Raw genomic sequence first — 21,931 nt, 5'->3', positions numbered from 1 at the left:
GAACGAAGAGAAGAGAAGAGGCGAACTACTGCCGTGAGCAGCAGCTCTACTACCCAATTCGGACAAAACCAATGGCTGGTCGACGAGATGTACCAGCGATTCAAGGAAGACCCGTCTTCTGTCGACGCAAGTTGGCACGAATTCCTGACCGACTACGATCCGGACGCGCCCGCGGGTGACGACACCGCGTCGGCTCCGAACGGCAGTACAGCGCAGGGCAACGGCAAGACTCCTCCGGCCCCTCCCGCTCCCCCGGCGAAGGCTGCACCGAAGGCAGACGCTCCCAAGGCCGAAGCGCCGAAGACAGCGGCTCCCAAGGCAGAGGCACCCAAGGCGGAGCCGTCCAAGCCCGCTCCCACGGCGAAGCCCGCGACGTCCAAGGCTGCAGGCGCCAATCAGACCGCGGCCCCGGCGAAGCCCGCCGCCACCACGAACGAAGAGTCGAGCAAGGTTCTCCGCGGCGCCGCTGCTGCCGTCGCCAAGAACATGTCCGCGTCGCTGCAGATCCCGACCGCGACCAGCGTTCGTGCGATCCCGGCGAAGCTGATGGTCGACAACCGCCTCGTCATCAACAACCATCTCGCTCGCACGCGCGGCGGCAAGATCTCGTTCACGCACCTGCTCGGCTACGCCATCGTGCAGGCCGTGAAGGCGTTCCCCAACATGAACCGCCACTTCGCCGAGGTCGACGGCAAGCCCAACGCCGTCACCCCCGCGTCGACCAACCTCGGTCTCGCCATCGACCTTCCTGGCAAGGACGGCAACCGCTCGCTCGTCGTCGCCGCGATCAAGAACACGCAGGACCACACGTTCACGCAGTTCTACAACGCGTACGAGGACATCGTCCGTCGTGCACGCGACGGCAAGCTGACGGGTGAGGACTTCCAGGGCGTCACCATCTCGCTGACGAACCCCGGCGGCATCGGCACCGTCCACTCCGTCCCGCGTCTGATGAACGGCCAGGGCGCCATCATCGGTGCAGGTGCCATGGAGTACCCGGCCGAGTTCCAGGGCTCGTCCGACGAGCGCCTCGCCGAACTGGGCGTCGGCAAGCTGATGACGCTGACGTCGACGTACGACCACCGGATCATCCAGGGTGCCGAGTCGGGCGACTTCCTGCGCACGATCCACAAGCTCCTGATCAGCGACGAGTTCTACGACGAGATCTTCCACTCGCTGAAGATCCCGTACGAGCCCATCCGCTGGCGCAAGGATCTGCCCGAGGGCACGGTCGACAAGAACACGCGCGTCCTCGAACTGATCGCGGCGTACCGCAACCGCGGCCATCTGATGGCCGACACCGACCCGTTGCAGTTCACCAAGGACAAGTTCCGGATGCACCCGGATCTCGACGTGATCAGCCACGACCTGACGCTGTGGGACCTCGACCGTGAATTCAAGGTCGGCGGATTCCACGGCAAGGACAAGATGAAGCTGCGCGACGTGCTCAGCGTGCTGCGCGACTCCTACTGCCGCCACGTGGGCGTCGAGTACACCCACATCCTCGAGACCGACCAGGTCGGTTGGCTGCAGGAACGCGTCGAGGCCACACACGTCAAACCGACTGTGGCGCAACAGAAGTACATCCTCAGCAAGCTCAACGCCGCCGAGGCGTTCGAGACCTTCCTTCAGACCAAGTACGTCGGCCAGAAGCGCTTCTCGCTCGAAGGTGCCGAGTCGGTCATCCCGATGATGGACGCCGTCATCGACCAGGCCGCCGAGCACGCCCTCGACGAGGTCGTCATCGGCATGCCGCACCGCGGCCGCCTGAACGTTCTGGCGAACATCGTCGGCAAGCCGTACTCGAAGATCTTCACCGAGTTCGAGGGCAACATGAACCCGGCGGCCGCTCACGGCTCCGGCGACGTGAAGTACCACCTCGGCGCCGAAGGCACCTACATCCAGATGTTCGGCGAGAACGACATCGCCGTCTCGCTGACCGCGAACCCGTCGCACCTCGAGGCCGTCGACCCGGTCCTCGAAGGCCTCGTTCGCGCGAAGCAGGATCTGCTGGACAAGGGACCGGGCGAAGGTGGCTTCTCGGTTCTGCCCCTGATGCTCCACGGCGACGCGGCATTCGCGGGCCAGGGCGTCGTGGCGGAAACGCTGAACCTCGCGCTGCTGCGCGGCTACCGCACCGGTGGCACCGTGCACATCGTCGTCAACAACCAGGTCGGCTTCACCACTGCTCCCGAGCACTCGCGCTCGTCCGAGTACTGCACCGACGTCGCGAAGATGATCGGCGCGCCGATCTTCCACGTGAACGGCGACGACCCCGAGGCGTGCGTCCGCGTCGCCCAGCTGGCCGTCGACTTCCGTGAGAAGTTCAACAAGGACGTCGTCATCGACATGATCTGCTACCGCAGGCGTGGCCACAACGAGGGCGACGACCCGTCGATGACGCAGCCGGCGATGTACGACCTGATCGACACCAAGCGCAGCGTTCGCAAGAGCTACACCGAAGCTCTCATCGGCCGCGGTGACATCTCCCTGAAGGAAGCGGAAGACGCACTCCGCGACTACCAGGGCCAGCTCGAACGCGTCTTCAACGAGGTGCGCGAACTCGAGAAGTTCACCCCCGAGCCCAGCGAGTCGGTCGAGCTCGATCAGCAGCTGCCGGCCAAGCTGACCACGGCCATCGACAAGTCGATCCTGCATCGCATCGGCGACGCCCACCTCGAGGTCCCCGAAGGCTTCAACGTGCACCCGCGCGTCAAGCCCGTCCTCGAGAAGCGTCGCGAGATGGCGTACGAAGGCAAGATCGACTGGGCCTTCGGCGAGCTGCTCGCTCTCGGATCGCTCGTCGACGAGGGCACGAACATCCGCTTCTCCGGCCAGGACACGCGTCGCGGCACGTTCACGCAGCGTCACTCGGTCATCATCGACCGCAAGACCGGCGCCGAGTACACCCCGCTGCACAACATCGGCAGCGAGAACCCCGGCAAGTTCATGGTCTACGACTCCGCACTCAGCGAGTTCGCGGCCGTCGGCTTCGAGTACGGCTACTCCGTGGGCAACCCGGACGCACTCGTCATGTGGGAGGCGCAGTTCGGCGATTTCGTCAACGGAGCCCAGTCGATCATCGACGAGTTCATCTCGTCCGGTGAGGCCAAGTGGGGACAGCTGTCCGACGTCGTGCTGCTGCTGCCGCACGGCCACGAAGGCCAGGGACCGGACCACACGTCCGGCCGTATCGAGCGCTTCCTGACGCTGTGCGCCGAGGGTTCGATGACCGTCGCCGTTCCGTCGACGCCTGCGAACTACTTCCACCTGCTGCGTCGTCACGCACGCGATGGAATCCGTCGTCCGCTCGTCGTCTTCACTCCGAAGTCGATGCTGCGCAACAAGGCCGCGGTGTCCAACATCGAGGACTTCACCGACGGCAAGTTCCACTCGGTATTCGACGAGCCGACCTACGACACCGGCACCGGCGATCGCAGCAAGGTCAAGCGCGTCCTCATGGTCAGCGGCAAGCTCTACTACGAGCTGCTGGCGCGTAAGCAGAAGGACGGTCGCGACGACGTCGCCATCGTGCGTATCGAGCAGCTCTACCCGGTTCCGACGCGTCGGATCACCGAGGCGATCAAGAGCTACCCGAACGCCACCGAGTTCCGCTGGGTCCAGGAGGAGCCGGCCAACCAGGGTGCGTGGCCGTTCTTCGGCCTCGCGATGCCGGAACTCATGCCCGACGTGCTCAGCAACATCAAGCGCATCTCGCGTCGCGCCATGTCGGCCCCGTCCTCGGGTTCGAGCAAGGTCCACGCCGTGGAGCAGCTGGAGATCATCGACGAGGCCTTCTCGGGCGTCGGCGAGGACTGACAGTCACTTCTCGGAGCGAATGGCGCCTTCGGTCACTCACAGTGACCGAAGGCGCCATTCGGCGTTTCTACGAGCCTGCGCCCAGCAGCGTCGCGATCATCGTCGGCGCGAGGGCGACGGCAGGGAGCGCCCCTACTTCGAGGTCGATCAGCTCGTCGCGCGTGATCTTCGGGTCCTGCAGCCACGAAATGGTGGCTTCTTCGACGAACGCGATCCAGCCGCGGACGGCGAGTTCGGTGGTCGGGTTCGCGTCGACGTCGAGTTTGTGGAGATTCGCGACGGTCCGCTCGGCCATGGCACTGCGGGTCTCCTCGAACACCGCACGCATGTCGGGGTCGCCCGTCGCCGATCCCCGCAGCAGGGAAATGAACGTCTCCCGGTTCTCGGTGACGTAATCGACGTAGTTCGCGATGGAGTCACGCAGGATCTCGTACGGTTCGAGGCTCGTGTCCGGCGCGGTGCGTTCGAGCATTTCCCGGCTCGCTTCACGCACGATGGCCAGGTGGAAGTCCTGTTTCGACGAGAAGTAGTGGAACAGCAGCCCTCGGGATACGCCCGCCTGGTCGGCGATGTCTTCCACCGACACCTGTTCGAGAGGACGCTCGGACAGCATCTCGGTGCCCAGAGAGATCAACTGCGCACGACGCTCCTCGGGACTCATGCGCGTCCGCTTCACCACTGCGTTGTTCACACTCGCCATGAGACCAGCCTACTGAATGGTAGTCAATAACTATTGACTCACACTCAACAAGCTCTTACGCTCACTTGCATGAGTCTTTCGGTAACAGATACTTCCGAGCGCGTGACGGCGCCGCGCCAAGTCGACACCGTGATCATCGGCAGTGGATTCGCCGGGCTGGGTGCCGCGATCAAGCTGGCACAGAAGGGCAAGAGGAACTTCCTCGTCCTCGAGCGCGGTACCGACGTCGGTGGCACCTGGCGCGACAACACGTACCCGGGTGCGGCGTGCGACGTGCCGTCGCACCTGTACTCGTACTCGTTCGCGCTCAACCCGGACTGGTCTCGGTCGTTCTCGACCCAGCCGGAGATTCAGAAGTACATCTCGGCCGTCGCGCGTAGGTACGACGTTCTCGATCGGCACGTGTTCGGTTCCGACGTCAAGACCGTCGTCTGGAACGACGACACGAACCGGTGGGACATCACGGCCACCACGGGCGAATACTCGGCCAAGGTCGTCGTCACCGCTGTCGGCGCACTGTGCGAGCCGAACCTGCCCGACATCAAGGGCATCGAGAACTTCCAGGGCGACATCTTCCACTCGGCACAGTGGAACCACGACGTGTCGCTCGAAGGCAAGCGCGTCGCCGTCATCGGAACCGGAGCGTCGGCCATCCAGATCGTGCCGTCCATCGCCGACAAGGTGTCGCACCTCGACATCTACCAGCGCACTGCACCGTGGATCCTCCCGCGATTCGACCGCGAGTACACCGCACTCGAGAAGTTCGCGTTCAAGCGCATCCCCGGATTCCAGCGCCTGTCGCGCACCGGCATCTACGCCGCCCGCGAGACGCAGGTCGTCGGCCTCGCGAAGCAGCCGGCACTGATGAAGATCTTCGAGGTCATCGCGAAGCAGCAGATCAACAAGGGCATCAAGGACAAGGCCCTGCGCAAGAAGGTCACACCGAACTTCCGCATCGGCTGCAAGCGCATGCTGATCTCCAACGCGTACTACCCCGCCCTCGACCGCCCGAACGTCGACGTCGTCACCGACGGCATCGCGGAGGTCAAGGCGGGCTCGATCGTCACGAAGGACGGAACCGAGCGCGAGATCGACTCGCTCGTCGTCGCCACCGGTTTCCACGTCACCGACTCGCCGGCGTACCAGGGCATCTTCGGCAAGGGTGGCAAGACGCTGGCCCAGACGTTCGAGGAAGAGGGACAGCAGGGCTACAAAGGCTCCGCGGTCGCGGGCTTCCCCAACATGTTCTTCCTCGTCGGACCCAACACTGGTCTCGGCCACACGTCGATGGTCTACATGATCGAGTCGCAGCTCAACTACGTCATCGATGCCATCGACACGATCGACAAGCACGACATCGGCACCATCGAGGTGCGCAAGGACGTGCAGGACGAGTACAACGCCGACCTACAGGACAGGATGGCGAAGAGCGTCTGGATGAACGGCGGCTGCGCCAGCTGGTACCTCGACAAGCACGGCAACAACACGACGCTGTGGCCGGACTTCACGTTCCGCTTCCGTCAGCTGACCAAGAGGTTCGACCTGGCGGCGTACCGTAGCGTCGCAGTATCGGATCTTCCCACCCCGGTCGGTGATGTCGTCGCCGACTCCGAGAGCAAGGTAGCCGTACAGTGAGCGCTTTCGCAGGCAAGGTCGCCGTCGTCACGGGAGCCGGGTCCGGCATCGGACGTGCACTCGCACTGAATCTGGCCCAGCGTGGGGCCAAGCTCGCATTGTCCGACGTCGACGTCGCCGGGCTCGCCGAGACGGTCCGCCAGGTCGAGGCACTCGGCGGCGAGGTCGAATCGCAGTTCCTCGACGTGACGCAGCGCGAGACCGTACTCGACTACGCCGAGACCGTGAAAGCGCGTTTCGGCAAGGTCAACCAGATCTACAACAACGCCGGAATCGCCTACCACGGTGATGTCGAGAATTCGTCGTTCAAGGACATCGAGCGCATCGTCGACGTCGACTTCTGGGGAGTCGTCAACGGCACGAAGGCATTTCTGCCGCTCCTGCAGGAGTCGGGCGACGGGCACGTCGTCAACATCTCCAGCCTGTTCGGGCTCCTCGCGATGCCGTCGCAGGCCGCCTACAACGCCGCGAAGTTCGCGGTACGTGGCTTCAGCGAGGCGTTGCGAATGGAACTGCTGATCTCCAAGGCACCGGTGAAGATGACCGTCGTCCATCCCGGCGGCATCAAGACTGCCATCGCGCGCAACGCCACCGTCGCGGAGAACTACGACCAGGCGTCCGTCGCGAAGTTCTTCGACGCCAAGCTGGCGAAGACCACACCCGACCAAGCGGCCAAGACCATTCTGAAGGGCGTCGAGAAGGGCAAGGGCCGCGTTCTCATCGGTTCGGACGCCATCGCGTTGGACCTGTTCCAACGGATCACCGGGTCGAAGTATCAGCGGGTGGTCGCCGTCATCTCCAACCGCGTCATGCCCAGAAAGAAGTAGGACGATGAAGTCCTTCTACCTGCCCCTCCCGGTGGTCGCCGCGGCGCTGAAACCGTTCTACCGGTTGGCGCTCGACGCCCGGTTGCCGGTCTCGGTGCAGCGCCGGATCCTCGATCTGGCCGCGCCGCTGCAGACCATGCCCGACGGCGCCGTCAGCCTGAAGACGACGCTCGCGGGCCGTCCCGCCGAGCGGATCACCGTCGGAGCAACCGAGCGAAACACGGCCGTGCTGTACTTGCACGGTGGTGCGTACACGATCGGATCGATCGCGACGCACCGCTCGCTCGCGGCACACCTCGCGCGTGAATCAGCCAGTGCCGTCTACGTTCTCGACTACCGTCTGGCGCCCGAGAACCCGTACCCCGCCGGCCTGAACGACGCGGTCGCAGCGTTCCGCGAACTCGTCAAGGCACACGGGTACACACCGGACAGGATCGCCATCGCCGGTGATTCCGCGGGTGGCGGGCTGACCGTCGCAACGGCGCGGCATCTCGTCGACGACGGCGTGAAACCCGCTGCGCTCGGCCTCATCTCACCGTGGGTCGACCCCGGTGCACGCGACGCGCCGTTTCCCCGGGACATCGTCGTCAACACCGCGTGGTCCTTCGCGGCCGCGGAGGCCTACCTGGGCGACGGGGATCCCCTCGATCAGGGATTCGCGCCGCTGCACGGAGACCTGTCCGGCCTCCCGCCCATCGTCATGCACGTCGGCAAAGCCGAGGTGCTCTACTCGCAGATCGTGGATTTCCACGACCGGCTCCTGACGTCGGGCAACGAGGTCGAGTACGTCGAATACGAGAAGCTGTGGCACGTCGCGCATCTGCAGACCTCGATTCTGCGCGAAGCCGCCGAAGCAACCCGCCACCTCGGCGCGTTCCTCGGGGCGCGCCTGCGGTCGTCAGAGGTTGTGCTCCCCGAGCCAACGAGCAGCGACATCGCCTGACGACGCACCACCGCGGACCTCGCCGATCATGTCGGCGAGGTCTGCTGTCGTCAGCTCCCCTGCCACGACTGAAAACGACCGAATCTCGCTGTCGCTCAACACTCCGTCACGAAAAAGCGGTACGACATTTCGAGCCGCGAACACCTCGTCCGTATCCGTCAGCGCCGTAAGGTCTTTTGCGCCGGGGCCTGCCGACGCCGTCCGAATGATCCCGACCTGGGCCGAACCGTCGACCAGCGCGTCGACGACGCTCTCGTCGTCGGTCACCGTGTCGACGGACCCGAACGTGCAGCCGTAGCGCTGGGCCAGAACGTCCACCGCGGACGCGTCGGCCTCGGTGACGACGAGCGTCGAAGCGCCGCAGCGGGATGCGATGTCCGCCGCCGCGGTCGCGTCGGCGAAGGGGCCGGACGTCGTGACCGCGACGGCCTGCCTGTCCTCGGCCGTCGCGTAGTCCGTTACCGAAAGTCCCGCGGGCAAGGCCTTGTTCAGGTCGACGAACACGTCGTCGGCGCCGGTCGCGGTCGACGTGGAGTCGAACGAGACCAACAACTCGCCGGTGAGCTCGGGTACGACGTCGACATCGCCCTTGTCGAGCGCGGCGAGATAGTCCGAGCGATCGCCGATTCGGGTCTCCGTACGGACGTCTGCTCCCACCGAGCGCAACGCTCCGGCGTAGATCTCGGCCACGAGTTCGTCGCGGACGTCGTCACCCGACCCGACGACGATCGGCGACTGTTGTTCCGTCCCTCCGCACGCCACCGCGAGACAGGACAACAGAACGGACAGCGACACGGCGACGGGCGCTCGCAGGCCACGCACTTTCACGAACAACACTCCACTCCTACTGCACTGTGTCGGTGGTCGGGTTTACGGTTCTCGCACGCAGGGAAAAAAGGGGCGAACGAAATGATCACCGGGGCAACCTCAAGGCTAAGCTAGCCCCGATCACCATCGGTGAGCGTCGAGGCACCCACCCGGGCCGGTTCACACGCTGGAACAGATGGAAGGAACCCATGAACATCACCCGTACCACGCGCGCCTTGGCTGCGCTCACATTGTCGGCCCTGGCGTTGACCGCGTGCGGCGGCAATTCCGATCCACTGTCCAGCGGCGGCGGTGCAAGCAATGACGACCCGAATTCCATCATCGTCGGTTCGGCCAACTTCACCGAGTCGGAGACCATCGCCAACATCTACGCCGAGGTGCTGCGCGTCAACGGATTCGACGTGAGCACCACCCTCAACATCGGAAGCCGCGAGGCGTACATCCCGGCGGTCAAGGACGGGTCGATCGATCTGATCCCCGACTACACCGGCAACCTGCTGCAGTACCTCGACCCCGAAGCGACTGCAACCTCCGCCGAGGACGTCGAAGCCGCGCTTCCCGACGCACTCGGCTCCGAGCTGGCCATCACCGAGCCTGCACCCGCGGAGGACAAGGACGCCATCGTCGTCACCCGCGAGACGGCCGAGCGGTGGAATCTGAAGACCATCGCCGACCTGGCACCTCACTCGGCCGAGATCAGCATCGGCGCACCGCCCGAATTCCAGGAACGCGCGTACGGGCTGCCCGGCTTGAAGACCAACTACGGCGTCGACATCGACCCGAGCAAGTTCGTCCCGATCGCCGACGGCGGTGGCCCGGCAACCGTGGCCGCTCTCGCCGAAGGTCAGGTCACGGCTGCGGACATCTTCTCGACGTCGGCGTCCATCGCGGAGAACGACTTCGTCGTGCTCGAGGATCCCAAGTTCAACTTCGCAGCGCAGAACGTGGTGCCGGTGGTCAACGCCGGCAAGAATTCCGACAAGCTCACCGAGGTTCTGAACGCGATCTCGGCCAAGCTGACCACCGAGGGATTGCTGGCGCTCAACCAGTCCGTGTCCGGTGACACGAAGACAGAACCCGCCGCGGCAGCGAAGCAGTGGGTAGAGGAACAGGGACTGAGCACGCCCGTCAGCTGAGACCACCTCTGCCGACACACTTTCCGACCGATCGGAGCGCTCCACCCGTGATCACGTTCGAGAACGTCACCAAGCAGTATCCCGACGTAAGGGGTCGTTCCGCAGGCTCCACTCCCGGCGTCAGGGGTCGTTCCGCAGGCTCCACTCCCGGCGGCACCACTGCGGTGGACACGTTGAATCTGCAGATCGAACCGGAGTCGTTCACGGTCTTCGTCGGGCCGTCCGGCTGCGGCAAGACCACGTCGATGCGCATGATCAACCGAATGATCACACCGACGTCGGGCGTGATCACGGTGGACGGAAAGAACATCGCCGACACCGATGCCGTGGCACTGCGCCGCGGCATCGGCTACGTCATCCAGAGCGCCGGACTGCTCCCCCACCGAACCGTCGTCGACAATGTGGCGACGGTTCCGGTGCTGCGCGGCGAATCCCGTCGATCCGCACGCAAAGCCGCGTTGACCGTGTTGGAGCGGGTCGGTCTCGATCCGGCGATGGCCTCGCGATACCCGGCCCAGTTGTCGGGCGGACAGCAGCAACGCGTAGGCGTCGCACGAGCACTCGCAGCCGATCCGCCGATTCTGCTGATGGACGAGCCGTTCAGCGCCGTCGACCCCGTCGTGCGCGAAGATCTGCAGACCGAGATGCTGCGCCTGCAGGCCGAATTGAAGAAGACCATCGTCTTCGTGACACACGACATCGACGAGGCAGTGCGGCTCGGCGATCGGATCGCCGTGTTCGGCACCGGCGGCCGTTTGCAGCAGTACGACCGCCCCGAGGTCGTACTCGCTTCTCCTGCAACGGATTTCGTGGCGTCGTTCGTCGGACGCGATCGAGGGTACCGCGGCCTGTCGTTCCGGACCGCAGACACCGTTCCGCTGCACGACATCGAGACATCCACCGCGGACAACCTGAAGAACCTTCGGCTCGAACAGGGTCAGTGGGTCCTCGTGGTCACCGACGCGAACACGCCCCTCGGGTGGATCGACGTCACCGGCGTCGAGGGCATCCGCGCGGGCGACACCGTCGAGCGGAGCACCGCTGCCGGCGGGTCGCTGTTCACCGTCGGCGGAGATCTCCGACTGGCGCTCGACGCAGCCATCTCGTCACCGTCGGGCATCGGTGTCGCCGTCGACGACCAGGGTCGTGTCGCAGGTGGCATCGACGGATCCGAGGTGCTGGAACACCTTGCAGCGCAACGTAGAGCCGAGGACCAGGACCGCAACAAGCACTACTTCGGAGACGCCCCGCTCGTCGGGGACGGGCTTCGCTGATGCGGTGGCTCGTCGACAACTTCGACGTCGTCCTCGATCTGACCAAGACCCACCTGTATCTCTCGCTCGTTCCACTGCTGATCGGACTGGTCGTCGCGGTACCGGTCGGAACGTTGATACGCAACGTGTCGTGGGTTCGTCGAATCACGTTGACCGCGGCCAGCATTGCGTTCACCATCCCGTCGTTGGCATTGTTCGTCACCATTCCGGCGATCATCGGGACGCGGGTACTCGATTCCGTCAACGTCGTCATCGCGCTCGCGGTGTACTCGACGGCCCTGCTCGTCCGCGCAGTACCGGAGGCGCTGGATTCCGTACCGGCTGCCGTCGCCGACTCCGCCGAGGCAATGGGCTACACCCCGCTGCGTCGAGCGCTCGGCGTCGAACTGCCCCTGGCTCTTCCCGTCCTCGTCGCGAACGTGCGCGTCGTCGCGGTCACCAACATCTCGATGGTGTCCGTCGGATCGGTCATCGGTATCGGCGGTCTCGGCCAGTTGTTCACGCAGGGCTATCAACGTGACTATCCGGACCAGATTCTCGCCGGCATCATCTCGATAGTGTTCCTCGCGTTGGTCTTCGACGCGGCGCTGTACTTCGTGGGCCGTCGACTCACGCCGTGGACGCGCCTCGGGACGGCACCTGCGAAGCGGAAGGCCGCCAAGTGAACATCTTCTCCGGAGCGTTCTCGTACATACTCGACGCCGCGAACTGGCAGGGCAGCACCGGAATCGGCGCGCGCATTCTCGAACACGTCTGGTACAGCCTGCTGGCCGTCGTCGTCTCGGCTGCGATCGCCGTTCCGATCGGACTGATCATCGGCCACGTCCGTCGTGGTGAGGTTGCCGTCGTCGGACTCGTCAATGCGCTGCGTTCGCTGCCGACGCTGGGTGTACTCGTCTTCCTCGTGTTGCTGATCGGTCTGGGGCTCGTGCCGCCGATCCTCGCACTCGTCCTGCTCGGCATTCCTCCGTTGCTCGCCGGAACGTACGCCGGTATCGCGAATGTCGACGACAACGTGGTCGACGCCGCCCGAGCAATGGGTATGACCGAGCTGCAGGTGCTGTTCCGGGTCGAGGTGCCCAATGCGCTGCCGCTGATCCTCGGAGGCCTGCGCAACTCGACGCTGCAGGTGATCGCAACCGCAACCGTCGCCGCATACGTGAACCTCGGCGGGCTCGGCCGCTACATCTTCGACGGTCTCGCGCTCTACCAGTACGACCGAGTCCTCGTCGGCGCCATCCTCGTCGCGGTGCTCGCTCTGGTGATCGACGGCCTGCTCGCCCTCGCCGTGTACGCCTCGGTCCCGGGGACGGGCCGTTTGCGCCGGCCGACCCAGCCCGGACCGAGGGCGCCCCGTGCTCACTCTGAGTGACCGAATGTCACCCTCGCTCCCAGCCCGCCCGACCCAGCCCGGACCGAACGCGCCCCGTGCTCACTCTGAGTGACCGAATGTCACCCTCGCTCCCAGCCCGCCCGACCCAGCCCGGACCGAAGGGGCCCCGTGCTCACTCCGAGTGACCGAATGTGACATTCGGTCCCGAGCGGGGGGCGGCCCCAAGCGAGCGGGGGGCGGGCCCGAGCAGGAGCGGCCCCGGATACGAAAGCACCCCGAGCCGTAGCCCTGTTGGGGGCGGCTCGGGGTGCTTCCCCCTACTGTCCTACGCGACGCCTTCTGCTCGCGCTGCTGCCGCAACTGCGTCCGCAACGGCCGGGGCGACACGCGGGTCGAGTGGGCTCGGGACAATTTTGTCCGTCGCCAACTCGTCGCCGAGAACCGAGAGGATTGCCTCGGCAGCGGCGAGCTTCATGCCTTCGGTGATGCGGCGTGCTCCGGCGTCGAGTGCGCCCTTGAACACGCCGGGGAAGGCGAGCACATTGTTGATCTGGTTCGGGAAGTCACTGCGTCCGGTCGCGACGATCGACGCGTACTGCGCCGCGCGGTCCGGGTGGATTTCCGGGTCCGGGTTGGACAGAGCGAAGACGATCGACTCGGGTGCCATGGACGCGATGAAGCTTTCGTCGATCTGGCCGGCCGAGACACCGAGGAACACGTCCGCTCCGGCGAGCGCATCAGCCGCGGTTCCGGTGACGCCGCGGGGGTTGGTGCGGGCTGCGAGCTCGGTCTTGACGATGTTCAGGTCGGTGCGATCGGAGGAGACGACGCCCTTCGAGTCGAGCACGACGACGTCGGACACGCCCGCGGCGAGAAGAATGTTCGCGCAGGCGACTCCTGCTGCACCTGCGCCCGAGATGACGACCTTCAGTCCTGCAGTGTCACGACCCTGCACCTTCGCTGCACCGTTGAGGGCAGCGAGGACGACGATGGCGGTGCCGTGCTGATCGTCGTGCATGACCGGGCAGTCCAAGGCTTCGACGACGCGTCGCTCGATCTCGAAGCAGCGCGGGGCGGAGATGTCCTCGAGGTTGACCGCGCCGAAGCTGTGGCGCAGACGCACGATGGTCTCGACGATCTCGTCGACGTCGTTGGTGTCGAGGACGATCGGGATGGAATTGAGTCCGGCGAAGTTCTTGAACAGCGCTGCCTTGCCTTCCATGACGGGAAGGGATGCGCGCGGGCCGATGTCGCCGAGGCCGAGGACGGCGGACCCGTCGGTGACGACGGCGACGAGACGGTCGGTCCAGGTGTACTGCTTGGCCAGCGCATCGTCCTGCGCGATGGCGCGGGACACCTGGGCGACACCGGGCGTGTAGGCGATGGACAGGTCGCGCTGCGTCTCGAGGGGTGCAGTCAGCTCGACGGAGAGCTTCCCACCGACGTGTCCGAGGAAGATTTCCTCCTCGGTGATGGCAGACAGATCAGCGGCGTTGTTGGTCGGTTGCGTCACAGTCGTCACGTTAATAGCTCCTCAGGAAAATTCATCTCTCTCGGCTACGCGCGACGCGTCGGAGAGATGATTCGAAAGAAGATGTCTCGGTGCGCGCCCTGGGTGGCTGCGTCTACCGAAAAACTTCGATGACGTGAGGCGGGTGAGCCGTCACGAACGAACGTGGCGCTGTAGCGCGCATGATCCCGGACAGCCTACGTCAGCCCCACCACTGAGTCCACAACAACACCCCCGCGAGGGCGAACACCAGCAGCGATGCGATCACCGAGACAGCTCGTGCCCGATGGTCGGCGATGCGCTGGAGCACGATCGCAACGATCGCAGCCCCGATGTGCGATGCCACCGACACCGTGCCGGGTCCAGGAAATCCGCGTTGACTTCCCAGATACTGCGTGCCGACGACCACGACGGCCAACACGACGAGTCCCGCCGTGACTGCTCCACTCAGACCCCGAAGCAACCGTCATCCTCCTGTGGTGGTCGTGACTCGCGCGTCGGACTGCGCGACGAGCCGTTCGTACTGATCCACGGCCGTGGTGTGCTCACCGAGCCGCAGCGGCTTGTTGTCGCCGTGGTAGTCCGAGGACCCGGTGACGACGAGATCGAGTTCCTCGGCCAGCTCACGCAGGACACGCGTGTCGTTCTCGTCGTGATCGGCGTGTTCGACTTCGAGTCCGCCGAGTCCGAGAGGGACGAGGTCACGAATGTGCGCGAGGTCGAGCAGCCGTCCGCGAGTACGCGCTCGTGCATGCGCGACGACGCTGACGCCTCCTGCCGCGCGAATCATCTCGACGGCCGTGTCGAGCGGCGTGTCGATCTTCGCGACGTAGTACGGGCTGTCGGTCTTCAGCGGGCCGTCGAACGCCTCCTGCACGGACGCGACGGCACCCGCGTCGACGAGTGCGCGTGCGAGGTGCGGCCTTCCCGCCGACTCCCCCGTCGCCGCGAGAATCGCGTCGGGCTCGATCATCGGATAGTCGACGGCGAGACGCTCGGCCATGACGCGGATACGGGCGACGCGTTCGGCGCGCAGCCTGCGTCGTTCGGCGGCGAACACCGGATCCTCGGCGTCGAAAAGATACGCGAGCAGGTGCACCGCGACGGGATCGCCGTCCTCGCCGCGTCCCTCGCACGACATCTCCATCCCGCGCACGACGGTCAGGCCGTTTGGAGCAGCGGCGACGGCCTCGTCCCACCCCGCGGTGGTGTCGTGATCGGTCAGTGCGACGACGTCGAGACCCGCCTCGGCGGCGGCCCGCACCAACTCGGCGGGACTGTCGGTGCCATCGGACACGCGAGAATGGGTATGGAGGTCGATACGCACGAGTGCCAGTGTCTCAGGCGCCCGAGCCGTACATCTGTCAGGCGTACAGTTGCGCGTCGCGCGCCCCGGACCCGCGCCCGCTCGACACGAAAGAGAGCAGCCCATGCCATCGCTACCACCACGGCCGTCGCTACCGTCGCTGCATTCTCTTCGGCCGGCCTCCCGCGGACAGGCGAGCGGGCCGAAGGTGCCTGTTCCGACGGCTCGCGCGATCGTCGACTGTGCCGTCTACGTCGACGGTCACCGGCTGCCGGGCAGGTTCACGCATTCGGCCGCGATTGCCGAGGTACGGGGGCGCGGTGAGGGATTCGTCTGGATCGGCCTGCACGCTCCCGACGAGGGCCAGATGACCGGCGTCGCCGAGCATTACGGCTTGCACGAACTCATGGTGGAGGATGCCGTTCAGGCCCACCAGCGCCCCAAGTTGGAGCGGTACGACGACATCGCCGTCCTGGTCCTGCGCACGGTCAGCTACGTCGAGCACGAGTCGGTGACGACGGCCAACGAGATCGTCGAGACCGGAGAGATCATGGTCTTCCTCGGGCGCGATTTCGTGCTGACGGTTCGGCACGGCGAACACTCGGGATTGTCCGGGGTCCGACGCGACCTCGAAGAGAACCCGGAGCGTCTGGCTCTCGGGCCGTCGGCGGTGCTGCACGCCGTCGCCGATCATGTCGTCGACCAGTATCTCGCGGTGACGTCGTCGATCGAACGCGACGTCGACGTCATGGAGGAGGAGGTCTTCTCCCCCGCTCACCACGTGCCGATCGAGAACATCTACATGCTCAAACGAGAAGTCGTCGAACTACGACGCTCGGTCAGCCCGTTGTCGACGCCGCTGAGCCAGCTCGTCCAGAGCGCCGACACGCCGGTCCCGAAAGCCGTGCGACGGTACCTGCGCGACGTGCTGGACCACCACACGACCGTCGCCGATCGGGTCGCGGAATTCGACGAGGTGCTCAGTTCCCTCGTCGACGCGGCGCTGGCTCGCGTGACGATGCAGCAGAACATGGACATGCGCAAGATCTCCGCGTGGGTCGCGATCGCCGCGGTACCGACGATGGTCGCGGGCATCTACGGCATGAACTTCGACAACATTCCCGAACTGCACTGGACGTACGGCTACTACCTCGTCCTGGGGGTGGTCGCGCTGTTCTGCGGAGGTCTGTTCAGGACCTTCCGCCGCAATCACTGGCTCTGACGCACGAACTACAGCGTCACGGCCGATCGGTTCGGGTCCCGGACGTCGACGCCTGCTTCGGCCCAGGCCTCGCGCAAGGCGTCGGCTCCGCGTAGACGCACCCACGCAGCTTCGGTTCCGGTGAGCGGTACGACCGACAGGAAGCGCACCGGATCCGCCGGTTCGGGCAGGGCGAGGTCGGCGACGTCGCTCGCACCGAGCAGGACCGCGGTGAACGGCGCGTTCACCCACAGGGGTTCACCGAGGTCGAGAAGTGCATCCTCGACGAGCACGAGCCCCTCGACCGCAGGCGACGCGGCCAACACCGCGAGCGTCTTGTGGACTCCCGACGCGACTCCCGCGCCCCCGACGAGCGTCAGGATCAGCTCGGCCCGTGGGCCGCGGTTGGGGTCCGCGACGAGCTCGTTCGGATCGGCCATCGGGTGCCGGGAGCAGCCGAGCGTCGCGTAACGAACCAGGTCGTCGCTGGTGCCGGCGAAACGCAACACGTCGAGGGGTTCGAGCCCGAGGAACGTCACCGACGCCGACGAGGGACTCTCGTCCCCGATCTCGGCGATGAGGTGTGCGCGTACGGACGGGATCACATCGCTCACGAAGTACATCCAACACCACAGGCGACCGGTAGCGTCGTGCGCGTGGTCTCTGTCCTCGCCGTCGCCGACGAAACGATCGAGAGTCTGTGGAGTGCCCAGGTTCGTTCGATGGACGTCGACCTCATCCTCGGAGCCGGGGATCTCCCGTTCGACTACCTCGAATACCTGACCGACGCGCTGAACGCCCCGTGCGTGTTCGTCCCGGGCAACCACGACCCGGATCTGACGGGTTATTCGGCAGGACGCGCAGGCTGGATGCGCGCCGGATTGCCGACGACGTGGCCCGGCCCGGTCGGGGCCGTCAACGCCGACCGCAAGATCGTTTCCGCGGCCGGTCTGCGCATCGCCGGCCTCGGCGGATCCATCCGCTACAACGGCGGGCCGAACCAGTGGACGCAACGCCAGCAACGGCGTCGAGGAAAATCGCTGACGCGTACGAAGACGTGGGCCCAGAAGGTCCGCGGTGATCAGCGCGGCGTCGACGTTCTGCTGACCCACAGTCCCCCGTTCAGTGTGGGCGACGGCACCGACCCGGCGCACGTCGGCTTCGATTGCCTGCACGACGTCACCCGCATCCTTCGGCCACAGATACTGCTGCACGGCCACATCCATCCGCACGGACAGACGCCCCAGGACCTTCGCCTGCACAGCTCCGACGTCGTCAACACCGTCGGATACACGTTGCTCGACATCGAGCCCGACGGGGAACGCAGAGAACACGCACCCACGATCGTGAGGCGACGCCATGGCACGTGACACCGGATTTCCTGCAGCCGACGCCGAGAACGATTTCACCCGGCAACGCCGTCGCGCCGACATCGCACGACTGGTCGGATGGCTGCGCCGTCAGCCCGACGACGTCAACACGATCCTGCCGTTCGACGAGGTCGTCGCTGCCCTCGGCAAGGTCGGCGAGCGGCACCTCGGCCTACAGGTGATTCGCGTCGACTCGATCGTCGGCAGCGTCGATCGGACGCGTGACTTCGACCGGTTCTTCCGTCCGACGTCCGCGCGCACCAGGGAACGCTGGCAGCGGCTCGCGGCGGCTCAGCGTCGGGGCGAAACGATGCCGCCGATCCAGGTGTATCGCATCGGTTCGATGCATTTCGTGCTCGACGGCCATCACCGCGTGTCGATCGCGTTCGCGATGCACCGGACGACGATCGACGCGTCCGTCACCGAGATCGTGACGCGAATCTCACCCGAGGGAATCACCCGTCGCGGCGACCTCCTCATCAAGGATCACCGACGGATCTTCCTGTCGCGCGTGCCTTTGACGGGCAAGGCGCGCGAGGCGGTCACCGTCACCGATCCGTACGACTACGCCGAGCTCAGCGAATCCGTCGAAGCGTGGGGGTTTCGGCTGATGCAGGAGGTGTCGGAGTTCGTCGACCGCGCCACCGTGGCCAGACGCTGGTTCGGCGAGGAATTTCTCCCCGTCGTGCGCATGGTCCGCGCGGCCGACATCCTCGAGGGCCGCACGGACGCCGAGGCCTATCTGTGGATGATCCGCGAGCGGTATCGCCTCGTGCGCGAGCACGTCTGGAACGACGAGATCGTCTCCGAACTGCGCGAGCGTGCGCAGCACACGCGAGGACGGTAGGTACTTGTCGGCTTTCGTCGCGGCGTCGAACCTGATAGGTAATTAGATGCATATATCAAGCAATTGCATTTCTTTCTTTCGGTTCACGTAACGAGGTAGCTTTCATGTCCCGCCCCGGCCGGTTGCTCGTGCCTTCGCTCTGTTTCGTCGTGATGACTCTCGCTGTCCTACAGACCATGGTCATCCCCATCGTCGGAACCATCGGTAGCCAACTCCAGGTGAGCACGACGGCCGCCGGCTGGGTTCTGACGGCCAATCTGCTTGCTGCCGTCGTCGCAACGCCCGTCATCGGTCGGCTCGCCGACCTGTACGGCAAGCGGCCAGTTCTGATCGCCGTCATGGGACTCGTCCTGCTCGGCTCGCTGATCGCCGCGCTCACGCACTCGCTACCGCTGCTCATTCTCGGGCGTGTTCTGCAGGGCGTCTCGTATGCGCTGTTCCCCATCGCGCTGGCGGTGCTGCGCGACGAGATGCCACCCCGCAAGCTCGTCGGCGCGATGGCGATCCTGTCGGGCACGTTGGGCGTGGGCGGCGGATTCGGCCTCGTTCTGACCGGCCTGCTCACCGCCGCCGGCGCCGACTACCACCGCGTGTTCTGGCTGACGGTCGGCTTCGTCGCCGTCGCGATCACGCTCGCGTGGTTCGGCATCCCCGCTCGCCGACGCACCGGCTCGGGTTCCGTCGACTGGTGGGGTGCCGCGCTGCTCGCCGTCGCTCTCGTGCTGCTGTTCCTCGCGCTGACGCAGGGACGTACATGGGGTTGGGGTTCGTTGCCGACGCTGGGAAGCGCGATCGTCGGCGCCGTCGTCCTCGCCGGGTGGTGGGTGTTCGAGAACCGGATCACCGCTCCTCTCGTCGCACCTCGGATGCTGACGCACGGGCCGTTGCTCGCGACCAACGTCGCGACGCTGTTCGTCGGAATCGGCATGTTCGTGAATTTCCTGGCATGCAGCTACTTCGTGCAGACGCCGCGCGCAGTCGCGGGCTACGGGTTCACCGCCGATGTGCTCGCCGCCAGCGTCGTCTATCTGTTGCCGGGGGCGGTGGTCGGCGTCGTGGCAGCCACCGCGAGCGGGGCCCTGATTCGACGCTTCGGTCCGCGCCCGATTCTGATCTCCGGCGGCGTCGTCGGTTTCGTCGGCTTCGTGTTCTTCGTGTTCTTCCACGCCGCGACGTGGCAGGTGATCCTCGCGTCGTCGGTCATCAACGTGTTCGTCTCGCTTGCGTTCGCCGCGATCCCGAATCTCCTGATGGCCGAGGTGGCACCCGCGGACACCGGAATTGCCAACAGCGTCAACTCGATCGTCCGCACCGTCGGAACGTCCATCGCGAGTGCGGTGCTGACGACGATGCTCGCGACGTACACCCTTGCGGGCACATCGGTGCCGCGGGAGGCCGTCTACACCGCGGCCTTCGCCGTCGGCGCAGTGGCGTGCACGATAGTCACGTTGTCCGCCTTGGCGATTCGCGTACCCACGAAAACGATCGCCGAGCGCAGCACGGTCGTCTCGCCGCGCCGCACCGAGCCCACCAGACTCACAGGAAACTGTGTGGATCAGCGGGTATCGACCCAGGGGAAACAGCCCGAAACCGCTGGTCCGAGCACCCTGGCAAAGGACTGCTGACCCTCTGGGAGAACAGGATTTCCCCTGTCGGAGGACGCGCTGCGCGACCTACGTTGGTTCGCATGAACACACGAAAGATACTGACCCGCACCGCAGTCACGAGCGCACTCGTCGCCGTCCCACTCGTGGCCGTTGCCGGCACCGCGTCCGCGGATCCGATCGGCAACAACCACGACGACCGTGGCCAGAACCAGCCAGTCCCGCAGTTCCAGCTTCCGCAGTTCCAGTTGCCGCAGCTGCAGCTCCCCGACCTGGCACCGCAACCCGATCCGGCCCCGCTGCCCGCGCCGACCGCTGTCCCGCAGTTCGGGCCGAATTTCTGGCAGGGAATCGGTACCGGTTCGGCCGGCTGACCGACCCGTGCGTGGGAATGTACAGCCCGCTGTACATTCCCACGCACGTGCGCCTACAGCGTCAGATTCGCACCCGACGCGTGATCGAACACCGACACCTTCGCCGGGTCGAACCACAGCTCGGCCTGACGCCCCACTTCGGCTTTCGATTCGGCAGCCAGACGCGCGACGACCTGTGCACCACCGAGATCCGAGATACCGGCGTCGGCTGCGAGCTCGGCCAGTTCCGCGGACTCGACCTTGTTGCCCTTCAACGTGAAGTAGGCGTACTTGTCGCTACCCATCGATTCGAGGACGTCGACGTCGACGGTGATCACCGTGCCGCTCATCTTCTGATACGAATCGATCAGCGAGGCGTCCTCGAAGTGTTCGGGCCTGATGCCGACCACCACTTCCTGACCGGGGTTCTTCGACTTGATCGTCTGCATGCGCTCGGACGGTAGTTCGAATTCCCCGAGGTCGGTCTTCACGCCGTGCGCCGTCAGCTGTCCCGGAACGAAGTTCATCGACGGCGATCCGATGAAGCCGCCCACGAACAGGTTTCGCGGCTTGTCGTACAGCTCCTGCGGCGAACCGATCTGCTGCACGATACCGCCGCGCAGCACGACGACGCGGTCACCGAGCGTCATGGCCTCGGTCTGATCGTGGGTGACGTAGACGGTCGTCGTGCCGAGTCGCTTCTGCAGCCGCGAGATCTCGGCCCGCGTCTGCACACGCAGTTTCGCGTCGAGGTTCGACAGCGGCTCGTCCATCAGGAACGCCTTGGGCGTGCGAACGATGGCGCGTCCCATGGCAACTCGCTGACGCTGGCCGCCCGAGAGGTTCGACGGCTTGCGGTCGAGGTGCTGACTCAGGTCGAGAATCTTCGCGGCCTCTTCGACTTTCGTATTGATCTCGTTCTTGCTCATCTTCGCGAGCGTCAACGGAAACGCTATGTTCTGACGCACCGTCATGTGCGGGTAGAGCGCGTACGACTGGAACACCATCGCGATGTCGCGATCCTTCGGTGCACGCTCGTTGACGCGTTCGCCCGCGATCCGCAGCTCACCGGACGAGATGTCCTCCAGACCGGCGATCATGTTGAGCGTCGTGGACTTTCCGCAGCCCGACGGCCCGACGAGAATGATGAACTCGCCGTCGGCGATGGTGATGTCGACGTCGCTGACGGCGGCGGCACCGTCCGGGTACAGCTTGGTGACTTTGTCGAGAACGATTTCGGCCATG

The 21,931-nt window shown here is 65.5% G+C and carries 20 protein-coding genes; 13 read left to right on the top strand and 7 right to left on the bottom strand.

From position 1 onward, the window contains the following. The first annotated feature begins 33 nt into the window (after window positions 1–33). The gene (locus A3K89_RS16975) at window positions 34–3,819 is read left to right on the top strand and encodes a multifunctional oxoglutarate decarboxylase/oxoglutarate dehydrogenase thiamine pyrophosphate-binding subunit/dihydrolipoyllysine-residue succinyltransferase subunit (protein ID WP_084423849.1); all 3,786 of its coding nucleotides are present in this window, start codon (window positions 34–36) and stop codon (window positions 3,817–3,819) included. Between the two features lie 67 nt (window positions 3,820–3,886). Here the strand turns inward: A3K89_RS16975 and A3K89_RS16970 are convergent, their stop codons facing one another. Continuing rightward, on the bottom strand, window positions 3,887–4,519 hold the full coding sequence (locus A3K89_RS16970; RefSeq protein WP_068428126.1) for a TetR/AcrR family transcriptional regulator: 633 nt from the start codon (window positions 4,517–4,519) through the stop codon (window positions 3,887–3,889). 69 nt (window positions 4,520–4,588) lie between these two features. Between A3K89_RS16970 and A3K89_RS16965 the strand changes: the two genes are divergently transcribed. From A3K89_RS16965 to A3K89_RS16955, 3 genes are read left to right on the top strand one after another with little or no spacing between them, the layout of a single operon-like run. Next, on the top strand, window positions 4,589–6,154 hold the full coding sequence (locus tag A3K89_RS16965; RefSeq protein WP_068428123.1) for a flavin-containing monooxygenase: 1,566 nt from the start codon (window positions 4,589–4,591) through the stop codon (window positions 6,152–6,154). Further along, window positions 6,151–6,981 carry an SDR family NAD(P)-dependent oxidoreductase gene (locus A3K89_RS16960; RefSeq protein WP_068428119.1) on the top strand — a complete coding sequence of 277 codons (831 nt, stop codon included), beginning with the start codon at window positions 6,151–6,153 and terminating at the stop codon, window positions 6,979–6,981. The genes A3K89_RS16965 and A3K89_RS16960 overlap by 4 nt, the downstream gene beginning before the upstream one ends. A gap of 4 nt (window positions 6,982–6,985) precedes the next feature. Next, window positions 6,986–7,924: an alpha/beta hydrolase gene (locus A3K89_RS16955; protein ID WP_068428116.1), complete on the top strand. Its 939-nt coding sequence runs from the start codon at window positions 6,986–6,988 to the stop codon at window positions 7,922–7,924. Here the strand turns inward: A3K89_RS16955 and A3K89_RS16950 are convergent. Then, on the bottom strand, window positions 7,880–8,761 hold the full coding sequence (locus tag A3K89_RS16950) for a glycine betaine ABC transporter substrate-binding protein (RefSeq protein ID WP_254303562.1): 882 nt from the start codon (window positions 8,759–8,761) through the stop codon (window positions 7,880–7,882). The two genes, A3K89_RS16955 and A3K89_RS16950, sit on opposite strands and share 45 nt — an antisense overlap. A 179-nt stretch (window positions 8,762–8,940) precedes the next feature. On the opposite strand from A3K89_RS16950, the gene A3K89_RS16945 reads away from it, so the two are divergent. Genes A3K89_RS16945 through A3K89_RS16930 form a run of 4 tightly spaced genes read left to right on the top strand, consistent with a single transcriptional unit; the run spans window position 8,941 to window position 12,534 of the window. Next, window positions 8,941–9,888: an ABC transporter substrate-binding protein gene (locus tag A3K89_RS16945; protein ID WP_068428113.1), complete on the top strand. Its 948-nt coding sequence runs from the start codon at window positions 8,941–8,943 to the stop codon at window positions 9,886–9,888. A gap of 47 nt (window positions 9,889–9,935) precedes the next feature. Next, complete coding sequence (locus tag A3K89_RS16940; protein ID WP_068428110.1) at window positions 9,936–11,162, top strand: ABC transporter ATP-binding protein; 1,227 nt, start codon at window positions 9,936–9,938, stop codon at window positions 11,160–11,162. Continuing rightward, complete coding sequence (locus tag A3K89_RS16935) at window positions 11,162–11,827, top strand: ABC transporter permease (protein WP_068428108.1); 666 nt, start codon at window positions 11,162–11,164, stop codon at window positions 11,825–11,827. Before A3K89_RS16940 ends, A3K89_RS16935 begins: the two co-directional genes overlap by 1 nt. Next, entirely contained in the window at window positions 11,824–12,534 is a 711-nt protein-coding gene (locus tag A3K89_RS16930) for an ABC transporter permease (protein ID WP_068428105.1), read from the top strand. Before A3K89_RS16935 ends, A3K89_RS16930 begins: the two co-directional genes overlap by 4 nt. Window positions 12,535–12,820: 286 nt before the next feature. Here A3K89_RS16930 and A3K89_RS16925 read toward each other — a convergent pair whose 3' ends face one another. From A3K89_RS16925 to A3K89_RS16915, 3 genes are all read right to left on the bottom strand, one after another. Then, a complete protein-coding gene (locus A3K89_RS16925; protein WP_068428102.1) occupies window positions 12,821–14,017 on the bottom strand; it encodes an NAD(P)-dependent malic enzyme in 1,197 nt (398 codons plus the stop codon). A gap of 190 nt (window positions 14,018–14,207) precedes the next feature. Further along, window positions 14,208–14,468 (bottom strand): hypothetical protein, encoded by a 261-nt coding sequence (locus tag A3K89_RS16920; RefSeq protein WP_240930820.1) that lies wholly within the window; start codon window positions 14,466–14,468, stop codon window positions 14,208–14,210. A gap of 3 nt (window positions 14,469–14,471) precedes the next feature. Next, on the bottom strand, window positions 14,472–15,332 hold the full coding sequence (locus A3K89_RS16915; RefSeq protein WP_068428099.1) for a PHP domain-containing protein: 861 nt from the start codon (window positions 15,330–15,332) through the stop codon (window positions 14,472–14,474). A gap of 103 nt (window positions 15,333–15,435) precedes the next feature. Here A3K89_RS16915 and A3K89_RS16910 point away from each other — a divergent pair, with 103 nt between their 5' ends. Then, window positions 15,436–16,533 carry a magnesium and cobalt transport protein CorA gene (locus tag A3K89_RS16910; protein WP_068428097.1) on the top strand — a complete coding sequence of 366 codons (1,098 nt, stop codon included), beginning with the start codon at window positions 15,436–15,438 and terminating at the stop codon, window positions 16,531–16,533. An 8-nt stretch (window positions 16,534–16,541) separates the two neighbouring features. Here the strand turns inward: A3K89_RS16910 and A3K89_RS16905 are convergent, their stop codons facing one another. Then, window positions 16,542–17,135 carry a suppressor of fused domain protein gene (locus A3K89_RS16905; protein WP_084423848.1) on the bottom strand — a complete coding sequence of 198 codons (594 nt, stop codon included), beginning with the start codon at window positions 17,133–17,135 and terminating at the stop codon, window positions 16,542–16,544. 33 nt (window positions 17,136–17,168) lie between these two features. Between A3K89_RS16905 and A3K89_RS16900 the strand changes: the two genes are divergently transcribed. From A3K89_RS16900 to A3K89_RS16885, 4 genes are all read left to right on the top strand, one after another. Continuing rightward, complete coding sequence (locus tag A3K89_RS16900; RefSeq protein WP_068429039.1) at window positions 17,169–17,882, top strand: metallophosphoesterase family protein; 714 nt, start codon at window positions 17,169–17,171, stop codon at window positions 17,880–17,882. Further along, window positions 17,872–18,729 carry a chromosome partitioning protein ParB gene (locus A3K89_RS16895; protein WP_068428094.1) on the top strand — a complete coding sequence of 286 codons (858 nt, stop codon included), beginning with the start codon at window positions 17,872–17,874 and terminating at the stop codon, window positions 18,727–18,729. The genes A3K89_RS16900 and A3K89_RS16895 overlap by 11 nt, the downstream gene beginning before the upstream one ends. A gap of 104 nt (window positions 18,730–18,833) precedes the next feature. Further along, the gene (locus A3K89_RS16890; protein WP_068428091.1) at window positions 18,834–20,354 is read left to right on the top strand and encodes an MFS transporter; all 1,521 of its coding nucleotides are present in this window, start codon (window positions 18,834–18,836) and stop codon (window positions 20,352–20,354) included. Between the two features lie 62 nt (window positions 20,355–20,416). Then, entirely contained in the window at window positions 20,417–20,707 is a 291-nt protein-coding gene (locus A3K89_RS16885) for a hypothetical protein (RefSeq protein ID WP_068428089.1), read from the top strand. A gap of 53 nt (window positions 20,708–20,760) precedes the next feature. Here the strand turns inward: A3K89_RS16885 and A3K89_RS16880 are convergent, their stop codons facing one another. Beyond that, window positions 20,761–21,930, bottom strand: coding sequence for an ABC transporter ATP-binding protein (locus A3K89_RS16880; RefSeq protein WP_068428087.1), 1,170 nt, complete (start codon window positions 21,928–21,930; stop codon window positions 20,761–20,763). Between the last annotated feature and the right edge of the window lies 1 nt (window position 21,931).

Source organism: Rhodococcoides kyotonense, assembly GCF_001645385.1.
Classification (GTDB): domain Bacteria; phylum Actinomycetota; class Actinomycetes; order Mycobacteriales; family Mycobacteriaceae; genus Rhodococcoides; species Rhodococcoides kyotonensis_B.
This window is presented reverse-complemented; position numbering and strand designations above follow the sequence as displayed.

Excerpts from the sequence above, each read along its gene's own strand:
- A3K89_RS16955 (WP_068428116.1), top strand. The coding sequence starts at position 6,986 with ATGAAGTCCTTCTACCTGCCCCTCCCGGTGGTCGCCGCGGCGCTGAAA.
- A3K89_RS16910 (WP_068428097.1), top strand. The coding sequence starts at position 15,436 with ATGCCATCGCTACCACCACGGCCGTCGCTACCGTCGCTGCATTCTCTT.
- A3K89_RS16890 (WP_068428091.1), top strand. The coding sequence starts at position 18,834 with ATGTCCCGCCCCGGCCGGTTGCTCGTGCCTTCGCTCTGTTTCGTCGTG.
- A3K89_RS16965 (WP_068428123.1), top strand. The coding sequence starts at position 4,589 with ATGAGTCTTTCGGTAACAGATACTTCCGAGCGCGTGACGGCGCCGCGC.
- A3K89_RS16895 (WP_068428094.1), top strand. The coding sequence starts at position 17,872 with ATGGCACGTGACACCGGATTTCCTGCAGCCGACGCCGAGAACGATTTC.
- A3K89_RS16935 (WP_068428108.1), top strand. The coding sequence starts at position 11,162 with ATGCGGTGGCTCGTCGACAACTTCGACGTCGTCCTCGATCTGACCAAG.
- A3K89_RS16905 (WP_084423848.1), bottom strand. The coding sequence starts at position 17,135 with ATGTACTTCGTGAGCGATGTGATCCCGTCCGTACGCGCACACCTCATC.
- A3K89_RS16885 (WP_068428089.1), top strand. The coding sequence starts at position 20,417 with ATGAACACACGAAAGATACTGACCCGCACCGCAGTCACGAGCGCACTC.
- A3K89_RS16970 (WP_068428126.1), bottom strand. The coding sequence starts at position 4,519 with ATGGCGAGTGTGAACAACGCAGTGGTGAAGCGGACGCGCATGAGTCCC.
- A3K89_RS16945 (WP_068428113.1), top strand. The coding sequence starts at position 8,941 with ATGAACATCACCCGTACCACGCGCGCCTTGGCTGCGCTCACATTGTCG.
- A3K89_RS16880 (WP_068428087.1), bottom strand. The coding sequence starts at position 21,930 with ATGGCCGAAATCGTTCTCGACAAAGTCACCAAGCTGTACCCGGACGGT.